This is a genomic window from Paenibacillus phocaeensis (assembly GCF_900021165.1).
In the GTDB taxonomy this organism is placed as follows: domain Bacteria; phylum Bacillota; class Bacilli; order Paenibacillales; family Paenibacillaceae; genus Fontibacillus; species Fontibacillus phocaensis.
Map to the genome: position 1 here is coordinate 47,893 of NZ_FCOQ01000033.1, position 14,065 is coordinate 61,957.

Below are 14,065 nucleotides of genomic sequence, written 5' to 3' on the forward strand. Positions count from 1 at the left end.
TGAAAAGGCCATGGATTAAAAATATGATAAGTCTAACCTGAAAATGCCATGCTATTTGAAACGGGCGGCCCTTGGACGGGCAGTTTTCGGGCGGATAGAACGCGGCCAAACATCGTGCGGAGGGATTTCATGACTCGTTTATTCCATAAGCTTCAACAACTCGACCGGCAGCTCTTTGTAGGGATCAACGGCCGCCTGCACCGCAGCTTTTTGAATTTCTGGCTGTATCATTTAACCCATATAGGAGGAGCTTGGTTTACGATCCTTTCGTCCTTGCTCATCTGGTTAGCGGCTCCGCAGCCTTGGAGCAAAATCGGGCTGCAGTCCTGCGCTGCGCTGGCAATCAGTCATCTTCCGGTCGCGCTGGTAAAGAAAACCTACCCGCGCCTTCGGCCTTACTTAACGTTGCCGGGGACGAACACCTTCCGAAATCCGTTGACGGACCACTCCTTTCCATCCGGGCATACGACGGCGATATTCTCCGTCACCGTGCCGTTTATGGCGGCCGCTCCCGGGCTTATCCTCGTCCTGTTGCCGGTGGCTCTGCTCGTCGCCGTTTCGCGGATTTATCTAGGGTTGCATTACCCTTCGGACACCCTGGCGGGAGCCGTCATCGGCTCCTCCGTAGCGCTTGGAACGGTTGCATTATGGGCATAAAGGGGATATTGTAGACAGTAGGAAAACCTTGCAGGAAAAGGTGAAACCAAAGTGCAAAAACAGAGAGTCTTGCTTTTATCCGAGGGGTTTGGAGCCGGTCATACGCAAGCGGCCTACGCGCTCTCCAGCAGTTTACGAAAGATCGCGCCAAACGTGCAGACTAAAGTCCTGGAGCTTGGCAGTTTTTTAAACCCTAGAGTGGCGCCGCTTATCATCACCGCTTACAAGAAAACGGTGTCCTCGCAGCCTCGGCTTATCCGTATGATGTATCGCAGCAATTATAAGAAGTCTTTAAACCGATTGACGACCTTGGCTCTTCATCGGATTTTTTATACGCGTACAATTCAAATCATCCGTCAGCTTCATCCCGACGTGATCGTCTGTACCCACCCGATTCCCAGCGCGGTCATCTCCCGGTTGAAACGACTGGGCATGCTGGATGTCCCGCTCTGCACGGTAATTACCGATTACGATGTGCACGGGGCTTGGGTCAGCCGCGAAGTGAATTGTTACCTCGTCTCCACCGATCAAGTTCGGAATAAGCTGATGGAGCGGGGCGTTGATAAGAAGAAAATCCGGATCACCGGCATTCCGGTCCACCCGAATTTCTGGGAGCGCCACCGCAAGGAGGACATTCGCCTGCAGTTTGGTTTAAAGGCGATACCGACCGTGCTGGTGATGGGCGGAGGCTGGGGGTTCATGAAGGACGAGGCGGTTAATTCCCTGCTCGCCTTGTACCGGGAGCGCATTCAGATCATCTTCTGCTTTGGCAGCAACGAGAAGTCGCTGGAGAAGATGAAGAAGGACCCCCGGTTCATTCATCCGAACATCCATCTGCTCGGATTCACGAAGGAAATCGACAAGCTGATGGAGGTCTCCGACCTGCTCATCACCAAGCCGGGCGGCATGACCTGCTCTGAAGGGCTGGCCAAAGGTATCCCGATGCTGTTCCATAAGCCCCTTCCCGGCCAGGAAGAGGAAAATTCGCATTATTTTGCCGAACAGGGATGGGGAACGCCCATCAATTCGCTGGCCGACATTACCGATTGGATCAAACGATTGACCGGGCAATACGACGAAGTCGTCCGCAAGCGGGAAGAGGTCTTGAACCATATCGCCCGATTCCGGCCGATGCAAAGTGCTCAAGCTATTATCGATCTTCTTGGAAATACGAATTTCATCAGAAAATAATCGGCCTGCAGACCAGGCTGGTCGCAAAAAAAAGCGGAGCAAAGGATATGGATCCTGCTCCGCTTTTGTTCGCTATTCAAACATCTCCATCTTCCGGGCGTGGTAACGCCGGAGGGCGGCTTCGCCGACCATCGCCTCGCAGCGGTAAATCGGCATGCCTTGTCCAACGAATTTGCTCTCGTATTCCGTCATGACATGGGCTTCGTTGATCCCGCCTTCATGCAGGCTAAGCGAGATGTCACTCATCTGCAAGCCGGCAGCGGCAAAGGCGTTGAGCGAAAATTCAAACAGCACCCGCGAATCCGTCTTGAAATGAATCTCGCCGTTGTCATTGAGAAGCCTGCGGTATTTCTCCAGAAACCGCGGATGGGTCAGCCGCCGGCGCCAATGCTTCTTCTTCGGCCACGGATCGCTGAAGTTCAAATAGATGCGTTCCACTTCCCCCGGCGCAAAGAAGTCCTCAATCATCTCGATATTGCCGAGCGCCAAGCGAACGGTTTGAGGTTCCTGCCCTCCCTGCTCGTCCCACTTCGCGCGCACCTTCTCGCTGGCCCGGCGGATGAGTTCGTCATACATATCCATCCCGATAAAATTGACGCCCGGATCTTTCACGCTCATTCCGCTGATAAACTGGCCCTTGCCCATGCCCAGCTCGATATGGATCGGCCGGTCGTTGCCAAACACCTCCGCCCAGCGTCCTTTATAGTCGCGAGGATTCAGCACAACCAGCTCCTGCTGTTGTTCCAAATGCTCCCTTATTCCTTTTCTGCCGCGTAAACGCATGTTATTCCTCCGCTTTCTTGGTATCCATTCCTTGCAATATTGTGCCGAAGATCGCCGCAAATGTAAAGCAGGCAATGAAAAAGGAACCAGCCGTTCGCCGGGGAGACGAGACGAGTGATTCCCTTTTCGATATATTTTGGAATTGGGGTCCAACAAATTTGATACTTTCAAAATAACATATTCCGCAACCTGCCGCAAGGAAACAGGCAAGCATTTCTCCCCTTTTCGCGTCAAATTTGATACAATGAATCCAGCGAAAGCGGCGTACGGACGGGGCTTTCGCCGTTGTATAAATATGCATAAATTTTTTTGTGACAAATTGAAGGAGCCGCAATGAGTACACTGATGACGGACACCCCTACTTGGTGGGGGGACAAAAGATTTCATACCTGGAATACCGAGATGCGACGCGAGTTCGGAGACAAGGTATTCAAGGTCATGCTGGATGCCGGGTTCACTTGTCCCAACCGGGACGGCTCGATCGCGAAGGGCGGCTGCACCTTCTGCAGTGCCCGGGGATCCGGCGATTTTGCCGGAAGCCGCCGGGACGACCTGGTCACGCAGTTCAACACGATCCGCGACCGCCAGCATTTGAAGTGGCCGCAAGCCAAATACATCGGATATTTCCAGGCTTATACGAATACTTATGCGCCGGTAGAGGTGCTTCGCGAATATTACGAGGCGATCCTCGAGCAGCCGGGCGTCGTGGGGTTGTCCATCGCCACGAGGCCGGATTGCCTGCCGGACGATGTCGTCGAGTATTTGGCCGAGCTCAATGCGCGCACCTACCTGTGGGTCGAGATGGGTCTGCAAACGATCCACGAATCCACCTCCACGCTGATCAACCGGGCGCATGATACGCAGTGCTATCTCGACGCGGTCGAGAAGCTGCGCAAACACGGGATCCGCGTGTGTACGCACATCATCTACGGCCTGCCGCAGGAGACGCATGAAATGATGCTGGAAACCGGCCGCGCTGTGGCGAACATGGACGTACAAGGCATCAAGATCCACCTGCTTCATCTCATGCGCAAAACGCCGATGGTCAAGCAATATGAAGCAGGTCTGCTCCGTTTCCTGGAACAGGACGAATACGTGAAGCTGATCGTGGATACGTTAGAATTCCTGCCGCCGGAAATGATCGTGCACCGGCTGACCGGGGATGCTCCGCGCGATCTGCTGGTCGGACCGATGTGGAGCCTCAAAAAATGGGAAGTGCTCAACGCTATCGACGCGGAGCTGAAGCGCCGCGATTCCTGGCAGGGCAAATCCTGGAGAGGACGCTGATCCATCATGGGCTTCCTCTCGGTATTAAGCTATGCCCATAAGCTGGCGGCCGAGCGGCTTGCACCCGGCGATGCCGCGGTCGACGCCACGGCGGGCACGGGCGCGGACACGCTGTTCCTGGCCAAAGCCTGCGGGCCGAAGGGGCGGGTCTTCGCCTTCGATATCCAGCCGCAGGCGCTGGCGCTCACGCAAGCTCGGCTGGACAAGGAGCCGGCGAATACCCTCGCCGGCGTCTCCTTGCTCCAGGCCAGCCACGCGGACATGGCGGCCGCCCTGCCGGCGGACGTGCACGGCCGGCTGGGCGCCGTGATGTTCAACCTCGGCTATCTGCCTGCCGAGGGGGCCGATCCGGCGCTGATCACGTTGCCGGACAGCACGCTGCCGGCCCTGGAGGCCGGCCTTCGCCTGCTGCGGCCGCGGGGGATCCTGACGGCCGTGCTCTACCCTGGCCATCCCGGCGGCGACGCCGAAGCGGCGGCGGTCGAAGCCTGGGCTGCGGCGCTGCCAGCTTCCGTTGGCCAGACGATTCTTTACCGGCAGCCGCAAAGGCCGGCTGCCCCTTATTTGATTGCAATGGAGAAGAAATAATCACAATAAATAATAGACGTTTGGGGGGCATTGCTATGGGAATTCGCAAAATCGAGCATATCGGAATCCGCGTCTCGGCACTGGAGGATTCGATCGAGTTTTATGAACGCATTATCGGCATGAAGCTGCTGTCCACGATCGGCGAGGTTGGGGAGCCGCTGCGCCTGGCCTTCTTGACCTTCCCGGGGCAGGAATCGGTCGAGGTGGAACTGATCAATCTCCGCGATGGAGAAGAGCTCGCGAATGAAGGCAAGGTGCATCATATCGCCTTTACGGCCAGCGATATCGAAGAAGAATATGCCCGCATTTCAGCACTCGAACTGTCGGGGCTTGATCCGGAAATCCGCAGCTTGCCGAACGGCTGCCGGTTCTTCTTCTTCAACGGCCCGGACGGCGAACGGATCGAATTTTTCCAGCCAGCGTTCCTGGCCTGATCTCCTCTATTAGTGCATGTTCAACGCCTTATTGAACTACCTCTATTAAATTCTAGGAAAGTAGGGCTGTGCGTGGAAGAGCATACGTTTACCTTCGATAACGACACCGGCCATGGCGTCTTCGCATACCGATGGAGCGCCGCGGATCCCGATACGCCGCCGCGGGGCGTGCTGCAAATCGCCCACGGCATGGCGGAGACGGCGAAGCGCTACGAACGCCTGGCTCAGGTGTTGACCGCCCGCGGCTTCATCGTGTACGCGAACGACCACCGCGGGCACGGCCGCACCGCGAGCCAACCGGAGGAGCTGGGCTGGCCGGGCAAGCAAGGTTTTACCGGCATGGCGCAGGATATGATCCGGCTCTCGAAGATCATTCGCCGGGAGCATCCGGACCTGCCGCTGTTTCTGCTCGGTCACAGCATGGGCTCTTTTCTGACCCAGAAAGTCATGTACCTGGAGCCTGAACCCTACGCCGGGTTCATTCTCTCGGGCACGAACGGCCCCCGCAGTCTGCTCGGCCTCGGCCGCAGCCTCGCCCGCTTGCAGTCCCTGCTGCAAGGCGACAGCCATCCCAGCCTGCTGATGAACGCGTTGACCTTCGGCAGCTTTAACCGCAACTTCCTCCCGGCGAGAACGCCGTTCGACTGGCTCTCCCGGGACGCGGAGGAAGTCGACAAGTACATCGCGGATCCGCACTGCGGCTTCCTGTGCAGCGCCGGCTTTTTTTACGGCTTCTTCGGACTGCTGCAGGAGATTCACCGGACGGAGAAGATGCGCATGATCCCGAAGGAGAAGCCGGTCTATATTTTCGGCGGCGATCTCGACCCGGTCGGCCGCAACGGCAAAGGGGTGCGCCGGCTGGCCGAGCTGTACGATCAGCTGGGGCTCCGGGACATTGAGGTGAAGCTCTATCCCGGCGGCCGACATGAAATGCTGAACGAAATCAACCGCGATGAAGTGATGTCGGATGTGCTCGGTTGGCTGGAGAGTCGCATGCCTTCGTCGGAGGCAGCAGCCGCAGAACCATGAAAGCGAGCCTGCGCACCGGAGCCTCAAATGGAGGAGACCGGTACGCAGGCTCGCTTTTTCGTTTCCCCTTACACCATCACCCGTTTGAGCTGCACCACATAACGCGAGCGCACCACGGCATAATACAGCAGCTGCGCCGCCAGAAAAGCGCCGGTAGCCGTCAGTACGGGCAAGGTGTAGCCATCTTGGCAGCATCTTCGACAATCAGGATCTTGAACATCCTTCCGTCAGCTCCTCACTTCGCCAGGGTTCGGTGCTGCAGGGCCTCCGAACTGAGAGGCGCATGGAAGAACACCGGCCGCTCGTCGGGCTCCTGCTGGTAGAGGACGACGAGCAGCGTTCCTTGCGGCCCATTTTCTGCAGCAAACGGAACAGCAGTTCCCTCCGTTCTCCCCTCCGGCAGCACATCGCCCAGCGCAAACGGCAGCTCTTCGACACAAGCGTATTTCTGCAGCTCTCTTTCGTCCAGTCCATACCCTGCGAACCGCTCGGACAGAGCGGCCGGCGCCTCTGCCAGCGCCCGGAAACAGCTGCTGCGGCGGTCCTTGTCCATCCGGTCCTCCCACCAGATTTTGCGCGGCTTATATTTATGTCCCAGCAGGTAATCGAGCTTCATCAAGCCGAGCACCACGTCCGGCTCTTTCAGGGAACGTTGACTTAAAAATGCATGGAGCCGGGTGAACAAATCCTCGAGCTGATGGCCAATGCGCTGCCAGCCCTGTTCCTCCCAGTAATCGCCGAACTCCTGGAAGAAGTCGAACGGCGAGTCGAACTCGCGGGTAACCAAGTGTTCCAGCGTATAGTCCATTCGGTGCGCATTCCAATACTTCTCCAGCACGTCCTCCAGCCGCTTCAGCCGGATTACGTCCGTAAAAGGCAATACATCGTTGCCCAGGATTTCGTATGGCGCATGGTCCATGAAGACGTAGTTGTATTTGGCGGCATCGTTCCGCAGGCCGGTCCCGCGCAGCATCTTCAGGAAGCCGAGCTGCAGCTCCTCGGGGCGCAGGGCGAACACGTCGTTGAACGTCTTGCGGAACGTAGCGTAGTCCTCCTCCGGCAGCCCGGCGATCAAATCGAGATGCTGGTCGATTTTGCCGCTTTCCTTGATTTTGGTTACTGTACGGGTCAGCTTCGTGAAATTCTGGCGGCGCTTCACCAGCTCGTTGGTCGGATCGTTGGTGGACTGTACGCCGATCTCGAAGCGGAAGATGCCGGGCGGCGCATTCTCCGCCAGGTAGTCCAACACCTCCGGCCGCATGATATCCGCCGTGATCTCGAACTGGAACACACAGCCCTGATGGTTGTTGATCAGGAACTCAAACATCTCCATCGCATAGCTGCGGTTGATATTAAAGGTACGGTCAAGGAATTTGATGATCTTCGCCCCATGCTCAATCAGGTACAGGATATCCACCTTCACCCGCTCAATATCGTAATACCGCACGCCCACCTCGATGCTCGAGAGACAGAACTGGCAGCTAAACGGGCAGCCGCGGCTCGTCTCAAAATAAACGATGCGTTTGCCCAAATTCGGGATGTCCTCGGGGAACCGATGTGGCGATGGCAGCGAGTTCAAATCGGACTTCGGCCGTCCCGGATTCAGCACAATCTCGTCCCCTTTACGGTAGGCCGCGCCAAAGACGAAATGGAATTTCCGCTCGCCGGACAGCTCCTGCAGCAGATGGTGGAACGTCTCCTCTCCGTCTCCCATTACGATAAAGTCAACTTCAGGAACGCGTTCCATCCAGTATTGGGTGTCATAGCTGACTTCGGGACCGCCCAGCACGATTTTCACCTCCGGCAGCACCTTCTTCAGCAAGGCCACCAGCCGGATCGTCTCCTCGATGTTCCAGATGTAGCAGGAGAAGCCAATCACATCGGGTTTCCGTCCGAACAGGTCGGATACGATGTTCATGACCGGGTCCTTGATCGTATATTCCGCCAATTCAATGTCAAATTCGTTGCCGCTGTAGGCCTTAAGCAGCCGGATGGCCAGCGAAGTATGAATAAATTTTGCGTTAAGCGTCGCCAATAGGACTTTCACAAGCTCACAACCCTACTCCATATTTTGAAAAAACTCCAGGAACGGCTTTCCGTATTTCCGGTATTTCACTTCGCCAACGCCTTTGATTCTCAGCATATCCGCTTCGCGGGTTGGACAGACCACGCTCATTTCGCGCAGCGTTGCATCGTTGAAAATAATATAAGAAGGCACATGCTCCTTCTCGGCCAAATCCCGGCGGATCAGGCGCAGCTGTTCGAACACCGTCTCGTTGACGGCGGACGGGCCTTCGTCGTACCCGCGTCGCCGCGAGCCTGCAGACGCTTTGGAGGCAGCCGTCGGTTCCGGCGCGCGCAGCATCACCTGGTGACGGCTCTTCAGCACCTCGACGGCCAGCGGCTGCAGCCGGACGACCGGGTATTGGCCTTCCGACAGGGCCAAGTACCCCTCGGCGATAAACACGTTAATCAGCTCGGAGATCTCCTTCTCCGTCCGCGTACGCAGCATGCCGTAGGTTGGCAATTGCTCAAATCCGTATTGCAGCACCTTCTTGTTCTGCGATCCCTTCAGCACCGAGGCGACCAGCGATACGCCAAACCGCTCCCGCATCCGGTGAATACAGGAGAAGACGATTTGCGCATCGCGTGTCATATCGACAAGCTCCCGCTCGTCCCGGCAGGAGCTGCAAATGCCGCAAGGCGTATGGTCATGAGCTTCGCCGAAGTAATCCAGCATCGCCCAGCGCAGGCAGCGGGTCTGGTAGCAGTATTCAATCATCTGCTGCAGCTTGCGGTATTCGTTGCGTTTGCGGTCCCCGTCCTGCGGGTTCTGCTCAATCAGGAACTTCTGCGTCATGATGTCCTGCGGACTGAACAGCAGGATACATTCGCTGGGCTCACCGTCCCGCCCGGCCCGGCCGGCTTCCTGCACGTAAGCTTCCATATTCTTAGGCATATTGTAATGGATGACGTAACGAACGTTAGACTTGTCGATCCCCATGCCGAAGGCATTTGTCGCTACCATCACCCGAATATCGTCATAGAGAAAAGCCTCCTGGCTCTCCTCCCGCTCCTTGTCGGACAAGCCGGCGTGGTAACGGCCGGCCGGAATACCGGCGCGGCGCAGCCGCTCGTACAGATCGTCGACCTCCTTGCGGGTCGCGGCGTAGACGATGCCGGGCTGATGGGCATGCGTATTCGCGTAATTCAGGACGAATTCGCGCTTATTCTCGCCGCGCAGCACCGACATCGCCAGGTTGTCCCGGCCGAGTCCGGTGACGAACACGGACGGCTCCGCCAGGCGCAGCAGACGGACCATATCGTCCATGACCTCCGGCGTTGCCGTGGCCGTAAAGGCCGCCAGAATCGGCCGCCGGGGCAGCGACTCCACAAACGGAGAGACGGCCAGATAGCTTGTCCGGAAGTCATGTCCCCACTGCGAGACACAGTGCGCTTCGTCAACGGCGACGCAGGAGATGGTCAATCCGCCCATCTCCTCGCGGAACCAGTCCAGCTCCAGCCGCTCCGGCGCGACATAGAGCAGCTTAATCTCGCCGCGGCGCGCCGCCCGAATGCGGTCGTTCACTTCCTTGCCCGACAGCGTGCTGTTAATGTAAGCCGCGGAGACCCCCATCGCCGTGAGCGCATCCACCTGATCCTTCATCAACGAGATCAGCGGGGACACCACCAGCGTCAGCCCCGGCAGCATCAAGGCCGGAATTTGGTAGCAGATCGATTTCCCGCCGCCCGTCGGCATAATTCCCAGCGTGTCCGCACCGGAGAGCACGCTCTCGACGATCCGCCGCTGCCCCTCGCGGAAATCGGGATACCCGTAATATTTCTGCAGCAGTTGCTGCGCATGTTCCATTGTAAGGACTTCCGTGCTCATTTCGACATATCTCCTAACTTCCCATTAGGCCGTCGTCCTCCCGGGATCCGGGACTGACCGGCTCTATGCACTCTTAAGTTTACCGGGCTTTGGGAAAATGGGCAACCGTGGCAACGGCTACATAAACTTTTCCAAAAAGACCAACACTCTCTATATCCTCATCCGCATAAGATCGGAGGCGAAAAGGTTGCTGGATTGGAAAGCCAATTATGAAGCATTCAAGAAAAAACATCCGTCATCCCCCTCCAAATCGCCGTCCTCCCCGGGCAGCCCGTCCGGCAGCAGGGGGTGGCCGCGGCAGCTTGAGGCCGATTTGGACAGCAATTTGCGGCGGATGCAGAGCCAAATGAAGAACTACGCGGATTTGGTGATCCGCCGGGTGCAGGTGGGCCCGCGCAGTGCCGCATTGCTGTTCCTCTCGTCGCTGACGGACCAACGATTGATTCAAGAAGGGATCGTCGCCCAATTGCAAGGCTCGTTAAGTTTCTTCGAGCAGGAGACGGGGGGTGAGCCGGCGGATCCGTTTGCCTGGGTGTATCTGGAACGGGTGCACGCAAACTTCGGACTGCGCAGCTCCGATTGGAGCATCCTGCTGGATTCGCTGGTGAAGGGACAGACCCTGCTGCTCATCGACGGTTATGCCGAAGCGCTGACCCTCGACACTCGCCAAATCGAGAAACGGTCGATTGACCAGCCGCAAACGGAGCAGGTCATCCGCGGTTCGCGCGATGGATTCATCGAACAGCTGGATACGAATCTGTCGCTGATCCGCTATCGGCTGCAAACCGCCGATCTGATCATCCAAACGGGCGAGCTCGGCGCCCGCACGAAATCGACAGCCGCCGTCTGCTACATCGAGGGCATCGCCAATCCGGATCTGGTCAGCGAGGTGATGCGGCGGTTGTCCAAGATCGATATCGACGGGATCATCGAAGCCGGGTACATCGNCTGGTCAGCGAGGTGATGCGGCGGTTGTCCAAGATCGATATCGACGGTATCATCGACGCCGGTTACATCGAGCAGTTCATCGAGGATCAACCGATCTCGCCGTTTCCGCAAATTCAAAATACGGAACGGGCAGACAAAACCGTCGCCGCCCTGCTCGAAGGAAGGGTCGCCATTCTGGTGGACGGCTCCTCCTTTGCGCTGATTGTTCCGGCTTTGTTCGACCAGTTTTTTCAAACCATCGACGACTATTCCGAACGGTTCCTGATCGCCAGCCTGCTGCGGTTTGTCCGGCTGATCGCCTTGATTTTCTCTGTGTTTTTCCCGTCCCTGTATGTATCGGTCATCTCCTATAATCCCGAACTTCTGCCTACCGACTTTGCGGTAGCGATATCCGGGGGACGCGCGGGGGTTCCCTTCCCCGCCATGCTGGAGGTGCTGATTATGGAAGCATCGATGGAAGTGCTGCGAGAAGCCACCATACGCCTGCCGCAAATGATTGGCGGCGCGCTGTCCATCGTTGGCGTTCTCGTCATCGGACAAGCTGCCGTTTCCGCTGGACTATCGAGCCCGATTACCGTGGTGATTGTCGCCCTGACGACGATCGGCTCTTTTGCAACCCCGGCCTATAATGCGGCCATCGCCATGCGAATGCTGCGCTTTCCGCTGATTGTGCTGGCCGGATTATTTGGACTATACGGGGTAATGATCGGCAGTATATTCATCGTCAACCATTTATTATATCTGGAGTCGTTCGGGGTACCTTTCCTGCAATCCATCCTGACGAAACAAGCAGGTTTCATGGATACCCTGATTCGGGCCCCCCTGTGGTGGATGGGGAAACGCCCAAGCTACATCAACGCTGTAGATGATACACGACGCGCCGAAGGCACGTTCCAAGCGAATTTTGATAAGATCTTTCAGCCGGAGGATAAAACCGATGCCAACCCTGAAGAAAATCAGCACGATTCAACTGGCCTTCGTCATCAGTAGCACCGTTTTCGGGCCCTATGTGTTAACCCTTCCCCGAATCATCGCCGAGGTGTCCGGGACTAGCGCGCCGCTCATGACAATGGCGGGGACCTGCTGCGCTGCCTTCAGTCTGTTCGTCTTCACCCGGGTTAGCCAACGGTTCAGCGATCAGAATTTATTTGAGTACAGCCAGACCGTCATCGGGAAAGTGCCGGCCCTCTTCGCTAACTTCCTGGTGATGGCTTGCTTCTTCATCACTTCGGCCATGTTGTTTCGCCAGTTCGGCGAGGTGCTGACTACCGTTGTCTTCCGGAGCACCCCCATTGAAGTAAGCAGCCTGATGATCGTGATCCTAGTGGCTCTGTCCTGCCGGAGGGATCGGGTGAAATTCACCTATATTCACTTGTTTTATTGGCCCTTCGTGATGCTGCCCTTTCTGTTCGTCATCCTGGTATCCACCAAAGCGTTAGAGCCTTTAAATCTGCTCCCCCTGCTCGGCAATACAACACCAAAATGGCTGCCGTCGCTGATCTTTCCGGCCTCCCTCTACCTGGGCTCCTTTATCATCACGATTCTGCTGCCAGTGACGGAGAAGCCGCGGCGAGCACTCCGGGGAGCCATGCTGGGCATTGGGGTCAGCGGGGGCTTGTACCTGTTGCTGGTCCTGACGACAATCGGCATTTTCGGTGTGCAGGAGACCCTCCTGCTGTCTTATCCGACGCTGGAAATGGCGCGTTCCATTGCGTTTGGCGGCGATGTGATCGAGCGGTTGGACGCGATCTTCATTATCCTGTGGGTCGTTAACGTATACACAACCTTGTTTTCCAGTTACTACCTGACTTCTGTGTCCTTAAGCCATCTGTTCAAGCTCAAGGACCACCGTCTCGTGACGACGTTGCTGATTCCCTTCTCGTTTGGCGTTTCCCTGCTTCCGCAAGATCAGTTCCAACTGTACGCCATTTCCCGTATCACCGACGGAGCCGGCTATTTGTTTCTGACCGGCTACGCGCTTCTTCTGTGGGTCGTATCGGTCATCCGGCGCAAGGGGGTGTCGCCGCATGGATCCTAAACCACTCAAGCGTTGGATGCTTGGATGGCTAAGTTTAGCCATGGCGCTTCAACTCACGGGCTGCTGGGATCAGGTCGAAATTGAGAACCGTGCCCTCGTGCTTGGCCTGGCCATTGATGAGGCACCTCCCGAAAGTGTGAAGAAGGAGCCGTTGGTCACGCATGACACGACGGAAAAGCTGCCGAAAAGGATGCTTCGCGTCACAGCCCAAATCGCGGTTCCCGGCCGGGTTCCCCTTGGCCCCAGCGGCGGGGGTATGGGAAGCGGCAACGATGGGGAGAGTCCGGTTTGGGTTGTTCAGGTTTACGGGCACAGCCTGGACGATGCGCTCAATAATCTGCAGCAGGAAATTGCCGATCCCAAATATCTCATTCACTTGCGGGTCATCGTGATCAGCAAGGGGGTAGCCCGGGACGGACTGGACGAATTAAGCGATTATCTGCGGCGGAATCCGGAAGTGCGCCGACGCACTTGGCTGCTCGTCTCCGAACATGAAGCCGCCGAGCTCATGAAGGTGGCCCCCCCGCTCGAACGTGTGCCGACGCTATACCTTCAAGCTATGGTAGAGAAAGCCGTGAATATGGGGAAATTGCCGCCCAATTATCTAGGGGAATTCTGGATTGAAGAATCAAATTGGGGCCAGGACGGGTATTTACCTTACGTGACCATTCACGGCGAGGAGAATATCCTCATCGAAGGTTTAGCCTATTTCAGCGGGGGGCGGCTTGTCGGAACCTGCAGTGCGATTGAAATCGGGGGATACATGGCGATCAAAGGGTTTAATCCCGGGGGATACTCCGTCTTGTTGCCGATTCCCGGACAAGGTTATGTTGTGGTCAAAATTACGGAGCGGCACGCCACAACCGATGTTCGCATCGAAGAGGGGAAACCCCATGTCTACCTTAATATGCACGTAGAAGGATTGCTGGACGAGCACTACGACTCGGGACAAGACATGAACTCCGAGCAGGAGATCGACCGGATTGAGGAAGTGTTTGATCAGAAAGCGACGGCCGTGATCCAAAAGTTATTGAAGCAAACCCAGCGCGACCAATCCGATATTTTTGGTTTCGGCGAATACGTAAGGGCCCTCCACCCCGGCTTCTGGAAACGAAATATCCATGAGAAAAGGGACTGGGAACGCATGTACGCGGATCTCCCGTTATCCATCCACATGAACATAACCATTCGCCGAACCGGCTTAAAAGCAAAGTAGGA

General features: G+C 56.8%; 13 protein-coding genes. 10 read left to right on the forward strand and 3 right to left on the reverse strand.

Annotated features, from left to right (window positions below):
• The first annotated feature begins 129 nt into the window (after nucleotides 1-129).
• On the forward strand, nucleotides 130-657 hold the full coding sequence (locus BN3795_RS21510) for a phosphatase PAP2 family protein (RefSeq protein WP_068786747.1): 528 nt from the start codon (nucleotides 130-132) through the stop codon (nucleotides 655-657).
• 51 nt (nucleotides 658-708) lie between these two features.
• Nucleotides 709-1,848, forward strand: coding sequence for an MGDG synthase family glycosyltransferase (locus BN3795_RS21515; RefSeq protein ID WP_068786748.1), 1,140 nt, complete (start codon nucleotides 709-711; stop codon nucleotides 1,846-1,848).
• A gap of 72 nt (nucleotides 1,849-1,920) precedes the next feature.
• On the opposite strand, the gene trmB is transcribed toward BN3795_RS21515, so the two are convergent.
• The gene (trmB, locus tag BN3795_RS21520) at nucleotides 1,921-2,631 is read right to left on the reverse strand and encodes a tRNA (guanosine(46)-N7)-methyltransferase TrmB (protein WP_068786749.1); all 711 of its coding nucleotides are present in this window, start codon (nucleotides 2,629-2,631) and stop codon (nucleotides 1,921-1,923) included.
• A gap of 333 nt (nucleotides 2,632-2,964) precedes the next feature.
• On the opposite strand from trmB, the gene BN3795_RS21530 reads away from it, so the two are divergent.
• The 4 genes from BN3795_RS21530 to BN3795_RS21545 all read left to right on the forward strand — a co-directional run bounded on the left by BN3795_RS21530 (nucleotide 2,965) and on the right by BN3795_RS21545 (nucleotide 5,969).
• Nucleotides 2,965-3,918 (forward strand): TIGR01212 family radical SAM protein, encoded by a 954-nt coding sequence (locus BN3795_RS21530; RefSeq protein WP_068786751.1) that lies wholly within the window; start codon nucleotides 2,965-2,967, stop codon nucleotides 3,916-3,918.
• A gap of 6 nt (nucleotides 3,919-3,924) precedes the next feature.
• The gene (locus tag BN3795_RS21535) at nucleotides 3,925-4,506 is read left to right on the forward strand and encodes a class I SAM-dependent methyltransferase (protein WP_068786752.1); all 582 of its coding nucleotides are present in this window, start codon (nucleotides 3,925-3,927) and stop codon (nucleotides 4,504-4,506) included.
• Nucleotides 4,507-4,541: 35 nt separating this feature from the next.
• The gene (locus BN3795_RS21540; protein WP_068786753.1) at nucleotides 4,542-4,940 is read left to right on the forward strand and encodes a VOC family protein; all 399 of its coding nucleotides are present in this window, start codon (nucleotides 4,542-4,544) and stop codon (nucleotides 4,938-4,940) included.
• A gap of 72 nt (nucleotides 4,941-5,012) precedes the next feature.
• Nucleotides 5,013-5,969 carry an alpha/beta hydrolase gene (locus BN3795_RS21545; protein ID WP_068786754.1) on the forward strand — a complete coding sequence of 319 codons (957 nt, stop codon included), beginning with the start codon at nucleotides 5,013-5,015 and terminating at the stop codon, nucleotides 5,967-5,969.
• Nucleotides 5,970-6,204: 235 nt separating this feature from the next.
• Here BN3795_RS21545 and BN3795_RS21550 read toward each other — a convergent pair whose 3' ends face one another.
• Together BN3795_RS21550 and recQ are read right to left on the reverse strand one after the other, a co-directional pair.
• On the reverse strand, nucleotides 6,205-8,016 hold the full coding sequence (locus BN3795_RS21550; RefSeq protein ID WP_068786755.1) for a B12-binding domain-containing radical SAM protein: 1,812 nt from the start codon (nucleotides 8,014-8,016) through the stop codon (nucleotides 6,205-6,207).
• A gap of 12 nt (nucleotides 8,017-8,028) precedes the next feature.
• A complete protein-coding gene (recQ, locus tag BN3795_RS21555; RefSeq protein ID WP_068786756.1) occupies nucleotides 8,029-9,861 on the reverse strand; it encodes a DNA helicase RecQ in 1,833 nt (610 codons plus the stop codon).
• Between the two features lie 346 nt (nucleotides 9,862-10,207).
• Between recQ and BN3795_RS26185 the strand changes: the two genes are divergently transcribed.
• From BN3795_RS26185 to BN3795_RS21575, 4 genes are read left to right on the forward strand one after another with little or no spacing between them, the layout of a single operon-like run.
• Nucleotides 10,208-10,825 carry a spore germination protein gene (locus tag BN3795_RS26185; protein ID WP_456319979.1) on the forward strand — a complete coding sequence of 206 codons (618 nt, stop codon included), beginning with the start codon at nucleotides 10,208-10,210 and terminating at the stop codon, nucleotides 10,823-10,825.
• Nucleotides 10,826-10,833: 8 nt separating this feature from the next.
• Nucleotides 10,834-11,799, forward strand: coding sequence for a spore germination protein (locus BN3795_RS26190; protein WP_068786758.1), 966 nt, complete (start codon nucleotides 10,834-10,836; stop codon nucleotides 11,797-11,799).
• Entirely contained in the window at nucleotides 11,747-12,847 is a 1,101-nt protein-coding gene (locus BN3795_RS21570) for a GerAB/ArcD/ProY family transporter (RefSeq protein ID WP_068786759.1), read from the forward strand. Before BN3795_RS26190 ends, BN3795_RS21570 begins: the two co-directional genes overlap by 53 nt.
• Nucleotides 12,837-14,063, forward strand: coding sequence for a Ger(x)C family spore germination protein (locus BN3795_RS21575; protein WP_232730003.1), 1,227 nt, complete (start codon nucleotides 12,837-12,839; stop codon nucleotides 14,061-14,063). Before BN3795_RS21570 ends, BN3795_RS21575 begins: the two co-directional genes overlap by 11 nt.
• Nucleotides 14,064-14,065 lie beyond the last annotated feature (2 nt).

Coding starts and splice junctions, on each gene's coding strand:
- BN3795_RS21510 (WP_068786747.1), top strand. CDS start 130: ATGACTCGTTTATTCCATAAGCTTCAACAACTCGACCGGCAGCTCTTT.
- trmB (WP_068786749.1), bottom strand. CDS start 2,631: ATGCGTTTACGCGGCAGAAAAGGAATAAGGGAGCATTTGGAACAACAG.
- BN3795_RS21530 (WP_068786751.1), top strand. CDS start 2,965: ATGAGTACACTGATGACGGACACCCCTACTTGGTGGGGGGACAAAAGA.
- BN3795_RS21535 (WP_068786752.1), top strand. CDS start 3,925: ATGGGCTTCCTCTCGGTATTAAGCTATGCCCATAAGCTGGCGGCCGAG.
- BN3795_RS21540 (WP_068786753.1), top strand. CDS start 4,542: ATGGGAATTCGCAAAATCGAGCATATCGGAATCCGCGTCTCGGCACTG.
- recQ (WP_068786756.1), bottom strand. CDS start 9,861: ATGAGCACGGAAGTCCTTACAATGGAACATGCGCAGCAACTGCTGCAG.
- BN3795_RS21570 (WP_068786759.1), top strand. CDS start 11,747: ATGCCAACCCTGAAGAAAATCAGCACGATTCAACTGGCCTTCGTCATC.
- BN3795_RS21575 (WP_232730003.1), top strand. CDS start 12,837: ATGGATCCTAAACCACTCAAGCGTTGGATGCTTGGATGGCTAAGTTTA.